The sequence below is a fragment of the Brevibacillus soli genome, from assembly GCF_044759095.2.
In the GTDB taxonomy this organism is placed as follows: domain Bacteria; phylum Bacillota; class Bacilli; order Brevibacillales; family Brevibacillaceae; genus JBIYSM02.
This window is the reverse complement of the sequence record NZ_JBIYSM020000012.1, coordinates 48,332-70,216: the sequence shown is the minus strand read 5'-3', so window position 1 is coordinate 70,216 and position 21,885 is coordinate 48,332. Positions and strand designations below refer to the sequence as shown.

Annotated in this window: 20 protein-coding genes; all 20 read left to right on the top strand. The window is 50.0% G+C overall.

The window, feature by feature from the left end:
* The first annotated feature begins 23 nt into the window (after nucleotides 1-23).
* The 20 genes from ACE99V_RS07165 (at nucleotide 24) to ACE99V_RS07070 (ending at nucleotide 21,883) form a co-directional block, all read left to right on the top strand.
* Entirely contained in the window at nucleotides 24-1,160 is a 1,137-nt protein-coding gene (locus ACE99V_RS07165) for a sensor histidine kinase (protein WP_400490380.1), read from the top strand.
* The gene (locus ACE99V_RS07160) at nucleotides 1,157-1,756 is read left to right on the top strand and encodes a response regulator (protein ID WP_400490379.1); all 600 of its coding nucleotides are present in this window, start codon (nucleotides 1,157-1,159) and stop codon (nucleotides 1,754-1,756) included. Before ACE99V_RS07165 ends, ACE99V_RS07160 begins: the two co-directional genes overlap by 4 nt.
* Before the next feature lie 230 nt (nucleotides 1,757-1,986).
* Nucleotides 1,987-3,249 (top strand): ribulose-bisphosphate carboxylase large subunit family protein, encoded by a 1,263-nt coding sequence (locus ACE99V_RS07155; protein ID WP_400490378.1) that lies wholly within the window; start codon nucleotides 1,987-1,989, stop codon nucleotides 3,247-3,249.
* Nucleotides 3,250-3,270: 21 nt separating this feature from the next.
* Nucleotides 3,271-4,662: a four-carbon acid sugar kinase family protein gene (locus ACE99V_RS07150; protein ID WP_400490377.1), complete on the top strand. Its 1,392-nt coding sequence runs from the start codon at nucleotides 3,271-3,273 to the stop codon at nucleotides 4,660-4,662.
* A 15-nt stretch (nucleotides 4,663-4,677) separates the two neighbouring features.
* Nucleotides 4,678-5,316: a GntR family transcriptional regulator gene (locus ACE99V_RS07145; protein ID WP_400490376.1), complete on the top strand. Its 639-nt coding sequence runs from the start codon at nucleotides 4,678-4,680 to the stop codon at nucleotides 5,314-5,316.
* Between the two features lie 72 nt (nucleotides 5,317-5,388).
* Nucleotides 5,389-6,414: a zinc-dependent alcohol dehydrogenase gene (locus ACE99V_RS07140; RefSeq protein WP_400490375.1), complete on the top strand. Its 1,026-nt coding sequence runs from the start codon at nucleotides 5,389-5,391 to the stop codon at nucleotides 6,412-6,414.
* Between the two features lie 29 nt (nucleotides 6,415-6,443).
* Nucleotides 6,444-7,460: a TRAP transporter substrate-binding protein gene (locus ACE99V_RS07135; RefSeq protein WP_400490374.1), complete on the top strand. Its 1,017-nt coding sequence runs from the start codon at nucleotides 6,444-6,446 to the stop codon at nucleotides 7,458-7,460.
* A 101-nt stretch (nucleotides 7,461-7,561) separates the two neighbouring features.
* The gene (locus ACE99V_RS07130; RefSeq protein ID WP_400490373.1) at nucleotides 7,562-8,050 is read left to right on the top strand and encodes a TRAP transporter small permease; all 489 of its coding nucleotides are present in this window, start codon (nucleotides 7,562-7,564) and stop codon (nucleotides 8,048-8,050) included.
* Nucleotides 8,050-9,324, top strand: coding sequence for a TRAP transporter large permease (locus tag ACE99V_RS07125; RefSeq protein ID WP_400490372.1), 1,275 nt, complete (start codon nucleotides 8,050-8,052; stop codon nucleotides 9,322-9,324). The genes ACE99V_RS07130 and ACE99V_RS07125 overlap by 1 nt, the downstream gene beginning before the upstream one ends.
* A gap of 24 nt (nucleotides 9,325-9,348) precedes the next feature.
* Nucleotides 9,349-10,011 (top strand): class II aldolase/adducin family protein, encoded by a 663-nt coding sequence (locus ACE99V_RS07120; RefSeq protein WP_400490371.1) that lies wholly within the window; start codon nucleotides 9,349-9,351, stop codon nucleotides 10,009-10,011.
* Between the two features lie 330 nt (nucleotides 10,012-10,341).
* Nucleotides 10,342-10,611, top strand: coding sequence for a heterocycloanthracin/sonorensin family bacteriocin (locus ACE99V_RS07115; protein WP_400490370.1), 270 nt, complete (start codon nucleotides 10,342-10,344; stop codon nucleotides 10,609-10,611).
* A 175-nt stretch (nucleotides 10,612-10,786) separates the two neighbouring features.
* The gene (locus ACE99V_RS07110; protein WP_400490369.1) at nucleotides 10,787-12,712 is read left to right on the top strand and encodes a putative thiazole-containing bacteriocin maturation protein; all 1,926 of its coding nucleotides are present in this window, start codon (nucleotides 10,787-10,789) and stop codon (nucleotides 12,710-12,712) included.
* Nucleotides 12,709-14,652, top strand: coding sequence for a TOMM precursor leader peptide-binding protein (locus ACE99V_RS07105; RefSeq protein ID WP_400490368.1), 1,944 nt, complete (start codon nucleotides 12,709-12,711; stop codon nucleotides 14,650-14,652). The genes ACE99V_RS07110 and ACE99V_RS07105 overlap by 4 nt, the downstream gene beginning before the upstream one ends.
* Nucleotides 14,653-14,674: 22 nt before the next feature.
* Complete coding sequence (locus ACE99V_RS07100; RefSeq protein ID WP_400490367.1) at nucleotides 14,675-16,255, top strand: SagB family peptide dehydrogenase; 1,581 nt, start codon at nucleotides 14,675-14,677, stop codon at nucleotides 16,253-16,255.
* Between the two features lie 120 nt (nucleotides 16,256-16,375).
* Entirely contained in the window at nucleotides 16,376-16,747 is a 372-nt protein-coding gene (locus ACE99V_RS07095; protein ID WP_400490366.1) for a hypothetical protein, read from the top strand.
* Nucleotides 16,748-17,017: 270 nt separating this feature from the next.
* Nucleotides 17,018-18,058, top strand: a complete 1,041-nt coding sequence (locus tag ACE99V_RS07090; RefSeq protein ID WP_400490365.1) for a TRAP transporter substrate-binding protein — start codon at nucleotides 17,018-17,020, stop codon at nucleotides 18,056-18,058.
* A 21-nt stretch (nucleotides 18,059-18,079) separates the two neighbouring features.
* Nucleotides 18,080-18,559: a TRAP transporter small permease gene (locus tag ACE99V_RS07085; RefSeq protein ID WP_400490364.1), complete on the top strand. Its 480-nt coding sequence runs from the start codon at nucleotides 18,080-18,082 to the stop codon at nucleotides 18,557-18,559.
* On the top strand, nucleotides 18,556-19,842 hold the full coding sequence (locus ACE99V_RS07080) for a TRAP transporter large permease (RefSeq protein ID WP_400490363.1): 1,287 nt from the start codon (nucleotides 18,556-18,558) through the stop codon (nucleotides 19,840-19,842). Before ACE99V_RS07085 ends, ACE99V_RS07080 begins: the two co-directional genes overlap by 4 nt.
* 147 nt (nucleotides 19,843-19,989) lie before the next feature.
* Complete coding sequence (locus ACE99V_RS07075; RefSeq protein ID WP_400490362.1) at nucleotides 19,990-20,736, top strand: IclR family transcriptional regulator; 747 nt, start codon at nucleotides 19,990-19,992, stop codon at nucleotides 20,734-20,736.
* A gap of 316 nt (nucleotides 20,737-21,052) precedes the next feature.
* Nucleotides 21,053-21,883, top strand: coding sequence for a prohibitin family protein (locus ACE99V_RS07070; protein WP_400490361.1), 831 nt, complete (start codon nucleotides 21,053-21,055; stop codon nucleotides 21,881-21,883).
* Nucleotides 21,884-21,885 lie beyond the last annotated feature (2 nt).

The window sequence follows — 21,885 nt, the reverse complement described above, 5'->3', positions numbered from 1 at the left end:
GGCGAAGAAAAAGGTGGGCGAGCATGCAGAAATGGTATCAAATTCTTCACAAGAACACGGGTCTTAGTCCATATGTGTGGGTTGTCTTTTACATCCTGCCTTTTTATTTTATTTTTCCCGCCTCCTCCACTTACGAGGTAGTAATCGGCATCATCATGATCCTTGTGTTTTTTATTTGCTACGTGTTCTCCTTTCTGTCCAAAGGATGGCTGATCTACTTTTGGACGAGCGTGCTGATTGTGATCTCAATCGCGATGACCTTGCTGTTCGGCTATGTGTATTTCTCCCTCTTCCTGGCGTTTTTTATCGGCAATATCCAACATAAGATCGGATTTTTTACGTTGTACACCATTCATCTTGTCAGCACGGTTGTAACGATCAACCTTGGATTCATAACGCAAAACTCTGTTATGATTACCCAGCTGCCGTTTGTACTCGTCAGTCTGATTGCTGTGATTCTCCTTCCCGTCACCACCTACAACCGGAACAAGAGAGAGAAACTGGAGGGACAGCTGGAGGATGCGAACAAGAGGATTTCTGAGCTGGTAAAGCTGGAAGAACGCCAAAGAATCGCCCGCGATCTGCACGATACACTCGGTCAGAAGCTCTCCTTAATTGGCTTAAAGTGCGATTTGGCGGGCAAGCTGCTAAGCAGCAACCCGAGCCAGGCCCAAACCGAGATTAAGGAAATTCGTCAGACGGCGCGAATCGCGTTAAAGGAAGTTCGGGAAATGGTCACCCACATGCGCGGTACGAGGTTAGTGGACGAAATGTTTCGAATCAAGCAGATTTTCAAAGCCGCTCAAATCGATTTCACCCTGGAAGGGGACCCGAATCTGACCAACACCTCCCTGATGGCCGAGAATGTGTTGAGCATGTGTCTGAAGGAAGCGGTTACCAATATTGTGAAGCACAGCAACGCTTCTGCCTGTTCCATCGTGATCGAGCCATCGCAAACCGATCTGGTTGTCAGGGTGAAGGACAACGGCATCGGCATCACGGAGGAATCCGTTTCCTTCAGGGGAAATGGACTGCGGGGCATGAAAGAGCGGCTTGAATTTGTGAACGGGAGCATGGAAATTGTTACCGATCGTGGAATGACGGTTGTCTTTCGAGTTCCAAACGTCTTCAAACGACCGGAAAAGGAGGCGGGGATATGATTCGAATCGTGATTGCCGAGGACCAGCGGATGCTGCTGGGGGCGCTTGCTTCCCTGCTCGATTTGGAGGAGGATATGAAGGTCGTGGGTAGAGCCAGTAATGGCGAGGATGCCGTGAAACTGGTTCACCTTCATAAACCGGATATTTGCATGATGGACATTGAAATGCCGGTAAAGAGCGGGTTGGACGCGGCTGAGGAACTAAAGGGATCTGGCTGCAAGGTGATGATCCTGACCACGTTTGCCCGCCCAGGCTATTTTGAGCGCGCTCTAAAGGCAGGGGTTAACGGTTATCTGTTGAAAGACAGTCCCATTGAGGAACTGGCTGACTCGATTCGCAGTATCATGGCCGGCCGGCGCATCTATGCACCGGAGCTGGTGGATGAGGCATACGGTCAAGAAAATCCGTTGACCGAGCGGGAAAAGGAAGTGTTGGTACTGATCGCCGACGGTAAAAATACGAAGGAGATCGCGAGCCAGTTGTATCTGACAACAGGAACCGTCCGCAATTACATTTCCGCTATCTACGACAAGCTCAATGTCGATAACCGCATTGAAGCCATCATGCGTTTCAAAGAAAAGGGATGGTTCAAATAGAGACGAGAAAGGGCGACATCGGAAGGAGATCCGGTGTCGCTCTTTTTCATGTGTGTAGAAAAAATGCGAAATTTGTAGTTGACAAGTGATAGCGCTTACTTTTAACATAGATTTCAATCAGATATAAGATAGATCTTACATAGATCTATGTAAAAAAATGGTAAAAAACTGATGAATGGAGCTGCGGTATAATCATGACAAGCGATAGCTCCAGAAAGGAGGTATCACGGTTGGCTGAAGAGCGTATACTTGCGACTTATCTGATCGAAACCGCATTTCCTTTGGAATATGCTGCCGAAGTCATGGCAGGTGAGCAATCGACCGGAACGTTCGTATCTGTACCGGGGGAAACACCGGAGCTGAAAGAAAAGCATGCAGCCCGTGTGATCAGCGTGACGGAGCTGGAAGCGGTTTCGCAACCGACGCTGCCGCATGCCAGCGTACCGAAAGGCTCTCAAACACCCGTATACAGAAGGGCGATTGTGAAACTGTCCTTTCCGCTGCATAACATCGGGCTGTCTCTTCCGAATCTGTTGACCATGGTGGCCGGAAATTTGTACGAATTAATCGAATTTTCTGGGCTGCGTTTACTGGACCTGGAACTTCCCGATTCGTTTGCCCGCAAATATCCGGGGCCTCAATTCGGCATACAGGGAACAAGGGAATTGGCGGGTGTCCATGATCGACCGTTGATCGGGACAATTGTAAAACCGAGTATCGGTCTCAAGACGGAAGATTATCGTCCGCTTGTAAGAACGCTGGCGGAAGCAGGGATTGACTTTATCAAGGACGACGAACTCTGTGCTGATCCTGTTTGTGCTCCTTTTGAGCAAAGGGTAAAGGCTGTCATGGAGGAGATCAACAGGGTTGCGGATAAAACCGGGAAAAAGGTGATGTACGCGTTTAATATCACCGGCGATATCGATGAGTTAAAGCGGAATCATGACATCGTGTTAGAGGCTGGCGGTACTTGTGTCATGGTCAGCATCAACAGTGTCGGCCTGAATGCGGTGGAATACCTGCGCCGCTATTCGCAATTGCCGATACACGGCCACCGGAATCAGTGGGGCGCCATGAGCCGTTGTCCGCTGCTTGGCATCGGATTTACCGCCTATCAAAAACTGTGCCGGCTTGCCGGTGTAGATCACCTGCATACCAACGGATTAAACAGCAAATTTGCAGAAAGCAACGAATCCGTTGTCCAATCCATTAAAGATTGTTTGACCCCGATGTTCGGCGACGATACGGTCATGCCTGTACTCTCTTCGGCACAGTGGGCGGCAAGCGCCATTCCGACCTATGAAGCTGTTCGTTCCATCGACGTCATTCATTTGGCTGGAGGTGGAATTCTGGCACATCCGGACGGACCGCAAGCGGGTGTACTGAGTATGCGTCAAGGCTGGGAGGCAGCCGTGAAAGGCATACCGCTGGAACATTATGCGCAACAGAATTCGGAACTCGCGCAAGCCATTCGGAAGTTTTCGAAACAGTAGAGAGGAGGGGAGAGAAACAACATGGAGGAACAACAACTCCTATTGGCATTTTACGGCGACGACTTTACAGGATCGACAGACGCCATGGAGGGTTTGGCATCCAGCGGCTATCGAACGGTCCTCTTTCTCGATGCCCCTACAGAGGAAATGTTGCAAACATTCAAAGGAATCCGATGTATAGGTGTAGCAGGGACGAGCCGGGCCAAAACGCCATCGGAAATGGAAAAGGAACTGCGGCCGGTGTTTGAGAAGCTGGCTCAGCTGCCAGTGCCGGTTGTGCATTACAAGGTTTGTTCGACGTTCGATTCTTCTCCGGAAGTGGGAAGCATAGGCAAAGCCGTTGAAGTAGCGCGCGACTATTTTTCAAAGGATGCCGTCATTCCCCTGCTGGTCGGTGCTCCGCCATTGGGACGGTATACGTTGTTTGGTCAACACTTTGCCAGGATGCACGACCAGGTTTACCGTCTGGATCGACATCCGACCATGTCCCGTCACCCGATTACTCCCATGGGGGAAGCGGATTTGCGGGTGCATCTCGGGAAACAGACAACGGAAAAAATCGAGCTGTTGAACATCATCGAGCTGGATGGCCAGCCGGAAACGGTACGTGAACGATTTGCGCAAAAGCTTTCAGAAAAACCCGGAATCCTTCTCTTTGACGTACTGGATGAACCCCGTTTACAAATGGCCGGACAATTGATCTGGGAAGAAGCGCAAGGCGAGTCCCGATTTGTAGTCGGATCTTCAGGCGTGGAATATGCCCTTACCGCCTATTGGAAATCGAACGACATTCAGCCTGTTGAATACCAGGTTTCGACGGAGCCTGTCAAACGTGCAGATCGGATTTTTGTGGTCTCGGGCAGCGCATCACCCATCACCAAGCTCCAAATTGAAACCGCATTACAACAAGGGTTTCATGGAATCCGAATCCCGGTGGAGGACATTGTGGATTCAAAGACGGTTCCCCAACATCTGCTGAATGAAGCGATACAACAATTGCAGCAAGGGAAAAGCGTCGTGATGTACACAGCGATGGGGCCGGATGACCAATCGATTGCGGAAACAAGAGAGCGCTTCGCTGCCATGGGGATAAGGGATACCGAATCCGGCGAGTATATTGGTAGAAAGCTGGGGAAATGGACCAGAGAGATCATGAAGGCTGTCAAACTTCGTCGCGTCGTCATTGCGGGAGGGGACACCTCGGGGTTTGTAACCAGGGAAATGAATATTTACGGCTTGGAGATGCTCATGTCCGTATCCCCCGGAGCTCCGTTGTGCAAGGCTTACTCGTTTGAAGACGAGCTGAACGGCGTCGAATTGGCATTAAAGGGCGGTCAGTTGGGAAGTCCTGATTATTTTGTGAAGGTGCAGCAAGCGGAGGCAGCATGGGATCTCAATACTCCGATTGGATAGGAGGATGATCGTATTTTGGATGGCAAGGGAACGCCGTTGTTAAAGGATATCGCTTACAACAAAATCAAGGAGAGTATCTTGACGGAAGTATATTCTCCCGGGCAATTCTTGTCCGAACGCGAACTGATTGAAGCATTGCAAATGAGTAAAACACCGATCAAATCTGCTCTTGTGAGGTTGGAAACGGAAGGGTTCGTGACCGTTTCATCCAAGCAGGGGATTATCATCAACGACCTTTCGGTGGACCGGATTACCGACATCTATGATCTGCGAACAGCCTTGGAAACGTTTGTATGCGAGCAGATTGGCGGACGGCTTACTGCCGAGCAGATCAGACGCATTGAAACCAATTTGAAAGAGACAGAAGAGAGTGTCAACGAGCTCGATGCCAAAGCGTTCACGCTGAAGGATCACGAATTCCACCAGCTGTTGTGCCAGTTTTCCGGAAACCAGGAAATCTATCGGATTCTCCTCAACTATCATGATCATTTGAGGCGTATCACCCTTCGTCACTTGAAGAAGGATCCGAATCGGATGAAGCGCTTTTTTATGGAGCATAAGGAAATTTTCGATTGTCTGATCAGCGGCGATCTCAAATCCATCCAGTTGATGAAGGCACACTTGCAAAATTCCAAAAAGGAATTATTTCTATAACCCGTTCCTTTCCTAAACAGAGAATGAACACATTGATCTGGGGTGCGAGAGAAATCAAACAGGAGGCAGCAAATGATGAAGGCAGTATTCGTTGAAGCAGCATACCAAATCGAGGTGAAGGAGGTTGAGGAGCAGCCAGTTGAAGCGAATGAAGTCGTGATAAAAGTCAAAGCCGCGGGAATCTGCGGTTCTGATATCCACACCTATAAGGGTCTCCATCCATTTCGGAAACCCCCCGTTATCATTGGACATGAGGTTGCGGGGGAAATCGTGAAAGTGGGAGAAGCGGTCAAAAAATTCAAGGTTGGCGACCGGGTTACGGTAGAACCTCAGACCGGGTGCGGAAGCTGCGAATATTGTTTGACTGGAAAGATCAATTATTGCGAGAACAGAGGAGCACCCGGGGTCAAAGGCTGGTACGGGACCATGGCCGAGTATTTCGTAGCTCCGGAAAATTGTGTATTCAAACTGCCGGACAATGTTGACCTGTATCAGGGCGTTCTTGTAGAACCTCTCGCGGTTGGTGTGCACGCGGTTCGCAAAGCCGACATCCAACTGGGTGAGAAAGTGGCCATTCTGGGAGCGGGACCCATTGGATTGTTGACTCTGGCATGTGTAAAAGCGGCTGGAGCGACGACGATTCTGGTGACCGATGTGATGGATTATTGCCTGGAAAGCGCACAGAAATTGGGTGCCACTCACACGCTGAACATTACAGATAAAGCGAATTGGGTAGACGAAATCAGGGGACAAATCGGCCCATTCGATAAAGTTCTGGTGGCGGTTGGCGTGCCGGGAATTATCAACCAGGCTTTGGGCCTTCTGCGGAAAGGCGGCCGTGTCGTAACCATTGCCATGTTCCATGGTGAACAGTCTTTTGACATCGGGAACCTTCAAGGTTCCGAAAAAGAAATCGTTGGATGCATGACCTATACAAGAGAAGATACCCAGGCTGCCATTGAACTGATTGCGAACGGTTACGTGGATTCGGATGTCATCATTACCCACAAGCTTCCGTACGCACAAGCAGCTGAGGGCTTCCGAATGGTAGATAAAAAAGAAGATTCTTCGATTAAAGTTTTGGTTACTTTTGAATAATCAAAATGAACAAACGGGGGTATGTAACGATGGTAAAGCGTATTGTCACACTGTTATTGGTTCTGGCGGTAGCATTAACGACTGCAGCATGCGGTGGAGGAAAAGAGAATGCAGGCACCGGTGCAGGTGGAGGTGCTGCACAGGAACCGGTGAAATTAAAGCTTGGACATATTGCGGGGGAAAACGACGCTTGGCACAAAGGTGCTTTGAAGTTCGCCGAATTGGTGAAACAAAAGACGAACGGCAGTGTAGAAGTAGAAGTCTTTCCGAGTTCCACCTTGGGTAATGACCGGGACCTGATTGAAGGCATGCAGATGGGTTCTGTTGATTTTGCGTTGGTCGCCGGGGTTCTCTCCAACTTCTATGAACCCTATTCGATCCTGGAGCTCCCTTACTTGTTCCGTGATAAAGAACACCTGGAAAAAGTATTGTACGGCCCTGTAGGCGATGAGCTCAAAGCTGAATTGTTGGAAAATGCGAAATTGCGCGGCCTGCAATTCTGGATGAGAGGCCCGCGTGAGCTGACCGCGAACAAAAAGGTAGAAAAGCTGGAAGATTTGAAAGGCATCAAGATTCGTGTGCCTGAAATTCCGGCCTCTATCGCGGCATGGAAAGCGATGGGCGCTACACCGACTCCAATGGCTTTTGGTGAAGTGTATTCCTCCCTGCAGACTGGGGTAATCGACGCACAAGAGAATCCACGCGCCCTGATCGATAGTGCCAAGCTGAATGAAGTGCAAAAATATTTGATGAAAACCGACCATGTATTCGGATATGTCCTTTTGACCATGAGCGACCTTACCTATAACAAGCTGACTCCTGAGCAGCAAAAAGCGGTTGAAGAAGCGGCCAAAGAAGCTACCGAATACGAAAACAAGCTGGTATTTGAGTTGGAAGACCAGCTGTTGAAAAAGTTGAAAGATTCGGGCATGGAGTTCGTAGAATTGGACACCAAACCTTTTGTTGAGGCTGTACAACCTGTTCACAAAGAATTTGCGGAAAAATACGGCAAGGAGCTCTACGAGAAGATTGTAAATACGAAGTGACGGAATCGTCAGGAGTTGGCACTCGGGCATGCAAGTGTTCGAGTGCCACGTTTACCCTGACGAAATCGTTCCCAAACAATCATCTGGAAGGGAGCTATGGTATGCAACAGGCGATAAAAATCATTGATGCCATAAACAAACTTCTGAGTATCGTGCTGAGTGTGGTCTTGGCCGTTATGGCTCTTCTCATTGTCGCTCAGGTATTTACCCGGTATGTGGTCGATATATCCCTTACCTGGTCAGAGGAAGCCGCCAGATATTTGATGGTTTATTCCGTTTTTCTGGGCGCTGCTTTGGCCATACGGTACCAGAAACATGTGGCGATCGAAATTCTCTCAGAGTCCATTAATGAAAAAGCACGGAGAATCGTAAAGCTGATCATCATGATCATCTGTATCGTATTCTTTTTCATGTTGCTTGTAAAAGGCATTGATATTTTGGAGCTGGTCAGCAGACAAAAGTCTCCCGCATTGCGCATCCCCATGACCATTCCCTATGCGGCGATCCCCATTGGAGCCGGATTGTTGATTTTGAACTCGGTAGCCGTCATTTTGGAAATGTTCATCGGCAAAAAGGAGGAGAACCACTAATGGGCGGCATCTTGATGGGGTTTCTGCTGGTATTCTTTGCATTAGGGGTTCCGATTGCGGTAGCGATGGGGTTGGCTTCTGGTCTGGCGATCTGGTGGAACGAAGGAGCACCGTTAACCGTTCTGGTGCAACGCTCTTTTACATCCATTGATTCTTTTCCATTAATGGCCATTCCGTTTTTCATTTTGGCGGGCGTCCTGATGGAGTTTGGCGGCATTTCCAAGCGCTTGATCAACCTTGCAAACGCTTTAACGGGTCACTTTTCAGGCGGCCTCGGTATCGTAACCGTGGTGACCTCCATGTTTTTTGCAGCGATTTCAGGATCGAGTGCCGCAACAACAGCCGCGCTGGGAAGCATTTTGATTCCGGCGATGATTGCTCGCGGTTATCATAAGAATTTTACCGGAGCGATCCAAGCGTCAGCCGGAGAATTGGGCGTGATCATTCCGCCGAGTATTCCGATGATTCTGTATGGAGTATCCACGGAAACGTCCATTGGAAAAATGTTTATGGCGGGAATTATTCCAGGAATATTAATCGGATTATCCTTGATCCTGACGGTATATGCGATTGCCAAAATGCGCGGATATGCCAAAGAGACCAGAAAATCGGGACGCGAATTGTGGCAGTCGTTCAGAGAAGCTTTCTGGGCATTGTTAATGCCTGTGATCATTCTGGGCGGGATTTATGGAGGTGTGTTTACACCCACCGAAGCGGCAGGCGTGGCCGTTGTCTATGCCCTCTTGATCGGCGCATTTGTCTACAAAGAGATTCGGTTTAAGCATCTCTACACCATTTTGTCGCAGTCTACGATTACCACTTCCGTCATCATGTTCATCATCGCAAGTGCCGGTTTGTTCGGATGGATTTTGACCAGAGAGGGCATCCCTCAGCTGGTAGCCAAGTTCTTTATTGGCGTGTCCGAAAGTCCTGTTGTCTTTTTGATCCTGGTCAACATTTTCTTGCTCATCGTCGGGATGTTTATGGAAACGGGCGCATCCATCATTATTTTGGCTCCGCTCCTTACACCGGTGGCTGTTCAGCTGGGGATTGATCCGGTGCATTTTGGGATCATCATGATTGTCAACCTGGCATTGGGGATGTGTACGCCGCCTTTGGGGGTTAACCTGTTTATCTCCTGTCAAATCGCGGGTATTCGGTTGGAGCAGATTACGAGAGGCATGATGCCGTTCTACCTTGTGCTTTTGATCGATTTGGCGCTGATCAGCTTTTTCCCGAGCATATCCATGTGGATTACGCAATTTGTCGAGTAAAAAACTTGAGGTGCTGATGGAAACATGAAGATTGAGCAGGTCATTCACGAATTGCAAAAGACCGGTAAATATATGATGGAATACGGACTGGCCTGGGGAAATGCGGGAAATATCAGCGCCCGTATCGATGACGCTCGCTATGTGATTACCGCAAGCGGCACCTTTTTGGGGGAGCTGGATCACTCGGATTTTGCCGTTTGCTCTTTGGATGGGCAAACACCTCCGGTTGCTCAAAAAAAGCCTTCCAAAGAAACACCCATGCACAGAGCCATATATGAAACGCGTCCGGAAATTCAAGCTGTCCTGCATGCGTCCCCCTTTTACAGCACGCTGGCAGCATGCTCTTCCATCGAGATTCCTTCTGATTGGTTTGTCGAGACCATGTATTACCTGGAGCGAATCGAACGGGTACCCTACCATCATCCGGGCAGTCTGGCATTGGGGGAAGCAGTAAGGGAAAAGGCCCGGCATGCCAACATCCTGCTGTTGGAAAATCACGGCGTCCTGGTCTATGATGTCAGCATTCAAGAAGCCAGGATGGCTCTTCAAACGCTTGAAATGGCCTGCAAAATGCTGATTACGGCAAAACAGGCAAATGTAAAGATAACAGCGCTATCCCCAGAGGTCGTCAACGATTTCTTGTTGCATGCAGGGTACAAACCGAGAAGAAATTGGAATGTTTACTAGGAGAAAACAATTGTGCACCCTTTCTTAAGATGAATGCGAAGGGGTGCATTTTTTTTTAGTGTATAAGAATTTAGAAAAGTGTTCGGGGCCCCGCCCGGCGAAGAAAGGGACCCCACTCGGCACAGCGATAGCTAACGCCGAGTGGGTCGAGGATAGCTAAAGTCGGCTGGGTTTTCTTAGGATCCATGATCTGCATGGCGGCCCAATAAAAATGGGTATGGATTGGAGTAACCAATCGTTGATCCTATTTCATAAAATTACAGTAGATTTCTTCGAAGTGTATTTGCATGGTGTCCGGAAACCTCTTGATGAAGAACGGAGGTGGTAAACATGGACGATTTCAAAAAAGAACTCAAAAAGTTGAAGGCTGCCGAATTCAAGGCAGGCGAGGTGACGCCTTGGGACAATCATGACCAGAAGGATGCTGTTTTGGTTCAATGCGGCCGATGCAGCTGTTCTTGCCGATGCAGCGGTTCTAGTCGATGCAGTTGTCGATGCAGTTGTCGATGCAGCTGCAGTTGTTCTTGCAGTTGTTTCTGCAGTTGTTCGTGCAGTTGTTTTTGTTTTTTCCGATGCAGCCGTTGTTCCCGTTGTTTCTAGGTTCCTGCGGAATCGGTACTTGCCTGATGAAGAAGCCGCCCCTGCACAGTCATGTATTTGGCTGGCAGGGGTTCTTCTTTTAAAGATCTGGCATGAGGGACAAATAATGGTACATAAGATTACGGTGAAGGTGATGGCGCAGATTTGAGAACGGCTCAAAGCAAGGAGGAGTGAAATGACAAAGTTGACCCCCTCTATGCGTCTGAAAGTGAAGGGAGATACATTTTTTCTCCCTGATCCAAACGGCAGCGTGTATTTTCGGAACAACGTAGGCTCGTTCCGTATGGAAGGCAGTACGATTGATCAGTGGATTGAAAAACTGCTTCCGATGTTCAACGGGGAGCACACGTTGGAAGATTTGACGGACGGATTGCCGGACTTATACCGGGACCGGGTGTATGAAATCGCGGAAAGCTTGTTCCAAAACGGCTTTGTTCGGGATGTGAGCCAAGATCGTCCCCATCAATTGCCGGATGAGGTTCTCAAAAAGTATGCTTCCCAAATTGAGTTTTTGGATCATGCAGGGGATTCGGGGGCGTTCCGTTTTCAGTCCTATCGTCAGTCGAAAGTGTTGGCGGTCGGTTCGGGTCCATTCTTTGTCTCGTTGGTGGCGGCGTTGCTCGAATCCGGATTGTCCAGATTTCAGATGCTGGTCACGGACTCGGTGCCGACCAATCGGCAGCGGCTGGAGGAACTGGCGGCGCATGCCCGCAATACGGACCCGGAGGCGGCGATCGAGGAGATCATCCTGCAGCAGGAGGGGGTGAGTTCCTGGCGGAAGGCTGTACAGCCGTTTCATGCGATTCTGTACGTGTCACAGGAGGGGAATGTCGAGGAACTAAGGTTCCTTCATGCGGTTTGCAGGGAGGAGGGCAAGTTGTTTCTCCCCGCCATGGTTGTAGAGCAGGCGGGTCTTGCGGGTCCGTTGGTCCATCCAGACACTCAGGGATGTTGGGAGTCGGCGTGGCGCCGCGTACACCAATCCGCGATTTGCAAGGACCCGAAGCTGCACACCTTCTCTTCCACAGCGGGAGCGATGCTGGCCAATGTGATCGTGTTTGAATTGATAAAAACGGTTACGGGTGTGCCCGACTCGGACCGGAAGAATACATTCTTCCTGCTTGATCTGGAGACGTTGGAAGGAAACTGGCATTCGTTCATGCCCCATCCGCTGGTAACCGGTCACACGTCGGCCGAATGGGTTCAAGATCTCGATCGGCGGCTGGAGCCGAGTTCGGACGGCAGTGAGACGAATGCATTGCTTCCGTACTTCAGCACGTTAACATCGGCGGAATCGGGGGTTTTCCATTATTGGGAGGAAGGGGACCTGAAGCAGCTTCCGTTGGCTCAGTGCCGTGTTCAGACAGTCGACCCGCTCACGGAGGGACCGGCAGAGCTGTTGCCGGAGATGGTTTGTACAGGTCTGACGCATGAGGAGGCGCGGCGGGAAGCGGGTCTGGCCGGGATTGAAGCGTATGTGTCGCGAATGGTTGGACTGCTCGTTAAGACGGTAGAACCGCAGGAATTTGTGGGTGTCGGAGCGGGGGAAACGATTGCAGAAGGCGTTTGCCGCGGGTTGCAAAAGTGTTTGAATGATGAGCTGGGCAAGCGAAAGATGAATCAGAAGCCCGCTCTCTCTCGGGTGCAGTTGGGTGCAATAGAAGATGAACGTTGCCAGTTTTATTTGCAGGCATTGACCACGATGCAAGGAGCGCCAGTGATCGGCTTGGGAGCGGAAGTGTCGGGTTTTCCTGTAGTTTGGGTCGGTACGAGCGGCCGCTGGTATGGCTGTGTAGATTTGCATGTCACAATGGCGCTGCGCAAGGCATTGCAACAGGCGCTGCTGGAGGCCCAAAACCAAGCGGCGATTCTTTCGCCGCAAGCATTGGAGTCCGTATTCATGGAAGAAAAGGAGCAGCCGAGCCTTGTGATCCCCGCTTGTAAAGAGGCAGCAAATTCGGAGGTCTTGCAGTCGGCCTTGCAGGTCTTGAAACGGAATGGCAAGCGGCTCATGGTCTTGGATCTGGCGGTTGAGCCATTTTTGAAAGAGGAGTTGGCCGGTGTGTTTGGCGTGCTGCTGCGAGAGGAGGGATCCCGATGAGCGCTGTCGTGCTGGTTGTCGGAGAAGGCCTGTTGGCCGATCTTGTGTGCCGAGAACTGTCCGCCCCATACCAGGTCGTTCGCCAGAGCGATTGGAAGGCAGGAGTACCGGAAGCGGCGAAGTTGGCTTTGGTGCTGCACGATGCGTGGCACCCCTCCGTTCATCAGGAGGCGGAAGAGGTCTTGCAGCCTGCCGGCATCCCTTGGCTGCGCGGTTTTGTTTCATTTGGTGAGGGCGTTATCGGACCGTTGGTACGGCCGGGTACGCCCGGGTGCTCCCGGTGTGCGGATATGCGACGCCTTTTGGCGGGACGCGACCGCAAGGAGATGTGGGAGCTGCAGCAGGGGCTGGCGGCACATGGGGGTATCCCGCGTGACGCATGGGCATCGCGCACGGGACTTTTGCAGGTGACTCACCTGCTCGCGGCGGAGGTACAAAGGGTGCTGCAAGGCGGTCAGGCCCATTTGGAAGAACATGTGATTTTGCTCAACCTGAAAACGCTGAATAGCTCACGCCACTACTTTCTGCCGGACCCGTTGTGTGAGGTTTGCAGTCGACTGCCTGCCGATTCGTCGATCGCGGCCCACATTTCGCTTAAGCCTAGTCCAAAGATCAGCGACGACAGTTACCGCTGCCGTCCGATGGATGACCTGGCGGAAGTTCTGGTCAAAGACTATCTGGATTATCGGACTGGCTTTTTGAACGGAAAAATGCGTGACCTCGTATCACCGTTTGCTGATATGAGCGTGAATCTTCCGTTGTTCGCGGGGGACGAGTCAACGGCAGGTCGGACCCATTCCTATGCGGAAAGCGAGTTGACAGCCATTTTAGAGGGATTGGAGCGGTATTGCGGACTGTCACCCCATGGCAAACGGACGGTGATTCGCGACAGTTTCCGCAATCTGGCAGATCAAGCGCTCGATCCCGTCAAGGTAGGGCTGCACGCGAAGGAACAGTATGCGCGGCCTCATTTTCCGTTCAAACCGTTCGATCCTGACCGTCCCATCGATTGGGTGTGGGGATATTCGTTTTTGCAAGAACGTCCAATCCTGGTTCCGGAGCTGCTCGCCTATTACAGCTTGGGCTGTGGGCATGGCTTTGTCTATGAAACTTCCAACGGTTGCGCGTTGGGCGGAAGCTTGGAGGAGGCCATTTTCTATGGCATTTTGGAAGTGGTGGAGCGCGATTCGTTTTTGATGACTTGGTACGCGAGACTGCCTCTCCCCCGTCTTGACCCTTATTCCGCCAACGACCAGGAATTGCGCTTGATGATCGAACGCTTGCGGGCGGTGGCGGGATATGATCTGCATTTGTTTAACGCAACGATGGAAAATGGGATTCCGAGCGTGTGGACAATCGCGAAAAACAGGAAGCAAAAGGGAGTGAATCTCATCTGTGCGGGCGGAGCTCATCCGGATCCGGTTCGGGCGGTGAAAAGCTCGATACACGAGGTGGCCGCCATGCTGCTGACGCTTGACGAGAAATTCGAGGGAAACCGGGAAGAGTATGTGCGAATGTTCCACGATCCGTCCCTCGTGCAGAAGATGGAGGACCATTCCATGCTGTACAGTTTGCCGGAAGCGGAAGAGCGGCTGCAATTTTTGCTGGATGAAAATCGTCCGTTGCGAACGTTTGACGAGGAATACAAACCAAAGAAGAGGCATGCGGACCTGACCGACGATCTGAAGGACATTCTCCAGGCGTTTCGCCTATTGAACCTCGATGTGATCGTCGTGGACCAGACGACACCGGAAATCCAGCGTAACGGACTGCGCTGTGTGAGAGTGCTGATTCCGGGGATGCTGCCGATGACGTTCGGGCATCATTTTACCCGCTTGACAGGGCTTGGAAGGGTGCTTCATGTGCCGGTGGAACTCGGCTATGCGAAACAACCGCTGACGCTTGAACAGCTCAATCCGCATCCGCATCCGTTTCCATAAGCCGAGACTGGGAGGGGCAAGTATGAGTCTGGAGACGTTTCTCTACAATCTGCATTTCGACACTGACAAGGCTAGACCGCCGGACTTGGAGGTGGATTGGGAAGACGCACCGCTTGCGTATAAGCTCTACCGTGGCTTGCCTGTCGTTCCGTTGTCTTCGGAAGTACCGCTTAGACTGGACGGACGGGATGATCCCGCGAAGCCCGGCCTTCGCGGAATCGGCCATTTTCTCTGGTACGTATTCGGACTCACTCAATTCAGCCAGTCCGTCCCTGTTTCGGATTCCACGGAACAAGCGGCGGGTCCCATGCAGTCGTTTCGGCGATTTGTTCCCTCCGGCGGGGCGCTGTATCCAAACGAATTATACGTCTATCTGAAGGGGGAGGATGTACCAGCCGGGATATACCATTATGATGTGGCCCACCACTGCTTGGTTTTACTGCGCGAAGGCAATTTCGATTCCTATCTTGCCCGGGCTCTTGGCAATCGCTGTGACCTGTCGAATTGTTTTGGTACCGTTTTTGTCTCGACCCTGTTCTGGAAAAATTTCTTTAAGTACCACAATTTTGCCTACCGCCTGCAAGGGCTGGATGCTGGCGTGCTGATCGGGCAGCTGCTGGAAGTGGCGAAGCGGTTTGGTTTCGAAACGGGGGTGTACTTCCAGTTTCTTGATCGTGCCGTCAACCATCTGCTCGGGCTAACCGAACAGGAGGAGAGCGTGTATGCGGTAATTCCGCTGTGGGTGGAGCCTTCGCTCACTTGGTTTGCCAAAGAAAATGACGGGGGCGGGTTTGTCTCTGCCACCGAATTGTGCCGGGAGTTGACAGCCATTCAGCACGATCGCTACGTCCGGTCGCGCAGGGTCTTGGAGTATCCGATGCTGATCAAGATGAACGAAGCGTCCCTGCTGGAGTCGCCGCGATCGTTTCGGCAGATCAGGAGGAAGAAGCGCGTGAGCGGCGAGGGCCAGACGGTGGCTCTGCCCCACGTGAAGCGGTTGTCGTTTGATCTGGCCTTGGTCTGCCGAAAGCGGCATTCACCTGAGATGGGTTTCGTTTTGGGCAAGGTAAGCCAAACGCAGCTGGCCGCTTTGTTTCAAGAGGTGACAGCTTCCTTCCCGTATCGAAATGATTTGGACGGTGCACGGGAGAACCCCGAGTCCCGCGTCTTGTTGTATGGCTGTTTGTATAACGTAGAAGACATTCCGGATGGTGCTTACCGCTATGACAGCGCGGCTCATGCGTTGCGGCGGGTACGTCCCGGAGATCATCGGCTTCGGCTGCAGCAGGGATTGTCTTTGGACAATGTAAATCTGTTTCAAGTACCGCTCTGCCTGCACGTGGCAGGGGACAGGGATCACCTCATCACGGATCTGGGGTACAGAGGATATCGCATCCAACAGATGGAAGCGGGTATGCTCGTTCAGCGGTTGCTGTTGGCGGCGTCCGCCATCGGGATGGGCGGGCACCCGCTCCTCGGATTTGATTCAAACGCGTGTGATGAGATTTACAGGATAGCTACGCAAGGGAAAACCAGTCTGATCCAAATCCCGGTCGGTCCCTATCGCCATCGGCCCCGGTTGGAGGGAGGTTTGCATGGCTAGGATAAGAATCCTCACATCAAAATTTGGACGTTTGTCTGATGGATCGTTTTACACGCGTACATATACTGTAGGGTACCTGATGGCTTAATCCTCAAGTCTTGCGATAAGGAGAGGTCAACCATGGCAGTTGGACAGGTGACGACGGTTAGTATCCCGTCCCCATCGCAGTGGAATATGTACGCGAGTATAGGCGGCAGACCGGCATCATTAGGAACACTCATGATTCACTTGGTCAAAAATAACCGTATAAGTGGAGCGGTTAATTTTCGCGGCACCTTTATTCCCATTCAAGGATATTGGAATGAAACCACCAAAGAAATCCGGTTTGAATCCCCTTATGCAACCTTTGTTGGAACCTTGACCATTGTTGATGAGCCACAGATTAACATGCGGCATTATGTTTTAAGGGGAAGCGTTATGATGAAACCTCCCTCTATTCGAGCAGGCGAGTATGGAACCTGGGTGGCGACAACGGATATCCCTTTGAGCTAATGGAGGCGTTCGATTTGCTATGGCATGGAGTTGTTCATCCATGTCTTTTTTTGCTTGGCGGAACCAGGCTTTCACATGGTTTTTTTAGTTCAGATAATCTTCACATTTCAAAAATTATTCTAAATTTCAAATTATGAAATAACCGGATTGTTCAAAATTGTCGATATTTATATAGTAAGAATAGATTTTTTCGAATGGAGGAGACGGTAACCGATAGATGGGCGCCAATCAGCAAATAAATCCAAAACTTTACTGATGGAGGACAATCGTATGAAAAAGGTAAAAAAATGGGGAGTTTCTCTATTAGCCGCTTCTCTGGCGATTTTCATGACAGCCTGTGGCAGCGGAGAAGTGAAGACGGGCGGTACATCTACTCCGTCCACTGCACCAAGCGGGGAAGCCAAGCCAAGCTATACGTTGAAATTGGCTCACATCACGCCGCCAACGCATATGTGGCACTTGGCAGCCGAAAAATTTAAGGAAGAACTGGACAAGCGCTCCGGCGGACGAATGAAATTGGAGATTTACCCCTCCAGTCAACTGGGCACGGAAGCTGACATGGTACAGCAAATCGGAGCCGGCTCTGTCGATTTCGGATTCATCACAGCTGCCTATCTGAGCTCCAGATCGCCTTCTTTTGCGGCCTGGTTTACACCTTATGCCTTTAAAGATCTGCAAGCGGCGAATGAAGCGCGTAAAACCGAGATCGCCAAAAAAATTCTTGGTACGTTGGAACAGCAGGGACTGGTGGGTCTGGACTACTTGTTTGCCGGACAGCGTGTCATGCTGTTTAAAGACAAGGAAGTGCTAAAGCCGGAAGACATGGCTGGATTAAAGCTTCGTGTAACTCCAAGCCCTCCGCTGCAGGATTTCTATAAGTCCACAGGTGCGTCCACCGAGGGGCTTCCGCTTCCTGAAGTGTATTCAGCCGTACAGACCGGCGTAATCGATGGGATGGATATGGACCTGGATGCCACCATTACGAATAAATATTATGAAGTCGTCAAGTACGGGGCTGTGACAAATCATATGGTTTGGCCTGCAGTCGCTATGGTAAGCAAGGTCACCTTCGACAAGATGCCGGACGAGGATAAGCAGATTATCCGGGAAGCCATTGATGCTGCCGCGAACTTTTCCGCAACAACAAGAGCAGGACAGGAAGAGGAGTTTAAAAAGACGTTGAGTGACAAAGGCATGAAGATCTATGAAATAGATCCTGCCCTGTTTGATCCCTACAAGAAACAATTTGATGAGAAATACGGTCCGACCGACCCCCTCATTCAAGAGTTTATCGACACGTTCCGCAAATAGTCACATGAAGGGGAAAGATACATGAAAGCATTGAGCAACGGCATTTCCACGATAGAAAAATATCTTGCCATTGTACTCATGTTTGCGATGGCTGTCATTGTTGCATTGGCTGTTGTATTTCGCTACTTGCTTAATTCCCCCTTGTCATGGGCGGGGGAGGTATCCGTATTCTTGCTGATTTGGATCAGCTTTATCGGCGGCAGCCTGGGACTGAAATACAAGTCCCAGGCCGCTGTTACCATTCTGCTTGAATATGTGCCCGCGAAAGTAAAGAAAATCATCGGAATCATCGGGCATATATTCATGCTGCTGTTTCTCGTTTTCTTGCTTTATTACAGCTATACATGGGTGCTTTCACCGGGCGTCGCCTTTCAAAAATCGAGCGCCATTCTATTGCCCATGTGGATTCCGTTTTCTGCGGTGCCGATCGGCTTAACGTTTGCTGTGATTCACCTCATATCCAATCTTCTTGAACTGTTTCGAGAGGAGGAAGTCCAATGACAACATTGGTTATTTTGCTGTTTTTCCTCTTTTTGTTAATGGGCATCCCGATCTCTCTGGTTCTCGGCATGATTACCATTGTCTATTTCTTGCTCGGTGGAAACACGACTCTGCTCGCATCTACTCCCATGCGGTTGTATTCCGGATTGGAGAATTTCGGCCTGCTGGCGATCCCGCTGTTTATGCTTGCCGGTGAGTTAATGAACGGAGGCGGCATTACAACCCGTCTGGTCCAATTCGCGAAAGTTTTTGTGGGACATGTTCGCGGGGGATTGGCCTATGTGACCATTGTGTCGAATATGTTTCTTGCCTCCATTTTAGGGTCAGCCAACGCGCAGGCTGCGATGATGAGCAAGGTAATGGTTCCTGAAATGGAAAAGGAAGGCTATGACAAAGAATTTTCATCTGCTTTGACACTTGCTTCCTCCATCGTGGCTCCGATCATTCCGCCAAGCATGATCTTTATTATTTATGGAACGCTTTCCGGCACATCCATCGGCGGATTGTTCATGGCGGGGATTATTCCAGGAATTATCTATGGGATCGGGTTTGTATCGCTGATCGCATATTTAGGGTATAAGCATAACTTCCCGAAAAGCGAACGTGCGACAGGAAAAGAAATTTTTAGGAGTACGGTAAATGTTTTTCCCGCACTGCTTGTCCCGTTCATTATTATTTTCGGGATATTAAGCGGAGCATTCACCGCGACCGAATCAGCCGCCATTGCCTGTGTTGTCGCGTTCTTTGTAGGCGCATTTCTGTACCGGGAATTACATATGAAAAAGATTCCGGAGATTCTTGTCAATACTGTAATCAGCACGGCGACCGTAACCTTTCTGATCGCCATGGCCAACATTTTCGGGTGGATGATTGCCTTTGAGCAAATTCCTCAAGTGATTGCCAATACGATGCTTTCATTGTCCGAAAATCCGTTCATTTTCCTGTTGCTGGTCAATCTATTATTATTGTTGCTTGGCATGATACTAGACGGAATTGCTGCGCTGATTATTTTAGTGCCGGTGCTGATGCCGCTCGTAACAGCGTTTCAAATTGATCCGATTCATTTTGGGGTCATCATCTGCATCAATTTAACGATCGGTCTCTTGACACCGCCAGTGGGAACAGGACTTTTTATCGTCTCATCCATCGCACAAGTAAAATTTGAAAGACTGGTCAAGGCTACGATGCCGTTCTTGGTGGTAGCGATTGTGATTTTATTCGTTCTCACGTATTGGGAAGATGCCGTCTTGTTCGTTCCGAAAGTTTTAGGGTTGTCACAATGAAAAACTTCATTGCCACAAGTAAGCGCTTTCAATTATAGTAAAGGTAGAACAGGAGAAAACGACTTTAGCTATCGATACAGAAAATTTTGGCTGAAACGGGAACCATTCATTCCCATGTAAAGATAGTTAATGGAGGGAGATACAATAATGATTGGTTCTGTACAAAAAATCTCCAGAATTCTGAACTGTTTTACGGATGATGAACCGGTTTTAGGCAATTTGGAAATCGCAACAAAACTTAATATGAATCCGAGTACGGTTCACCATTTGCTGCACACCTTGTGTGAGGAAGGAATGCTGATTAAGGATACACAGAAAAAATATCGGTTAGGTTGGAAACTGCTCGAATGGGGCAATCGCGTGATGTACCAGAAGGACATTCTGAGTCAGGCGTTTCCCTTGGTGGAAGGGCTGATCCGAAGATTCAACGGGACTGTTCACATCGGAATGTTTGACCAAGGAGAAGTCGTTTTTGTTTTAAAGGCAACCCCCAAGCATGCCATGGAGATAGCTACCTACGTCGGTTCGAGGAAACCGGCCTATTGCACCAGTACGGGCAAGATCATTTTATCCCACAATCCTTCGATGGTAAAAGCGACTGTGGCAAAGGGTTTGCTGCGGCGAGCGCCAAATACCATCACGAGTGCCGATAAGCTTAAAGTTGAGCTTCACGAGGTGCAAAAAAGAGGATACTCGATAAGCGACAACGAAAACGAACTTGGTTTATATGGCATCGCAGCCCCCATTCGATCGTATTCGGGACAAACCGTTGCCGCTCTGAATATGGTGGGGGAGGCTTCCTACATGCAGGGCCGTGACAACCGTGCCATCATTGAAAGCCTTATCAGTACAGCTGACACGATCTCCAAGGAATTAGGGTATATTCAGATTTAAAAGTGCAGATGATCCGCCCTTATAGGAAAAGGTTTCATCCCATAGAAAGAATCTATCAGGGATGAAGCCTTTTTTTAGTGTATAAGAATTTATAAATGTGGACATCCCATACAGCCGCTAGAAAAGTGTTCGGGGCCCCGCCCGGCGAAGAAAGGGACCCCACTCGGCACAGCGATAGCTAACGCCGAGTGGGTCGAGGATAGCTCATGCCGGGTGGGTTTTCTTGTTCAGAGTTTTTTCCAGCATGGATCGTCAGGTTCCGGAATAGATTGAAACGAAAAGAAGCGTCTCGAAAAATATGACGAAGGAGACTGAAATGGAAAAGAACAACGTCACAAAAATGAGTACGAGACTCATCGGCCCCAAGACGGTATTCACGATCCTACTGGCTTTGCTTATAGGGCTTTTCCTGTTTCAATCCATTACGATCATACAGGCGGGTCATCGAGGAGTTGTGCTTCAACTGGGGGCAGTTCAGCCGCAGGTTTTTGATGAGGGTCTTCATTTTAAGATGCCGTTTATTCAATCCGTCATTCCCATGGAAGTGCGTGTCCAAAAATCAGAGACGAGCCAAACGTCTGCCTCGCGGGATTTGCAGACAGTAGCCACTACGATCGCGGTCAATCATCACCTTGATGGTCAAAACGTGAATAAACTGTATCAACAAGTCGGGATGGACTATGCAGCGCGAATCGTTGATCCAGCCATAGCGGAAGCCTTGAAAGCAGTGACTGCCCAGTATACGGCGGAAGAATTAGTCTCAAAACGATCTGAAGTGAGTACCAAGGTAAAAGAGGTGCTGAAACAAAAACTTTCTGTCTATCATATTGTCCTGGACGAGATAAACATCCGAGAATTCAAGTTCAGCGAAGAGTTTGACCGTGCCATTGAGGCGAAGCAGGTTGCGGAGCAACAAGCGCTTAAGTCCAAACTTGATCTGGAACGGATCAAGATTGAAAAAGAACAGGAAATCACGAGAGCGCAAGCCCAAGCAGAAGCCCTGCGATTACAAAAACAAGAGGTAACTCCAGAGTTGATTCAACTCAGACAGATTGAAGCGCAACTGGAAGCCATTCGCCGTTGGGATGGAAAATTGCCAAATGTCACCGGTGGAGCTACACCGTTTATTAACGTGGAGAACAAGTGATG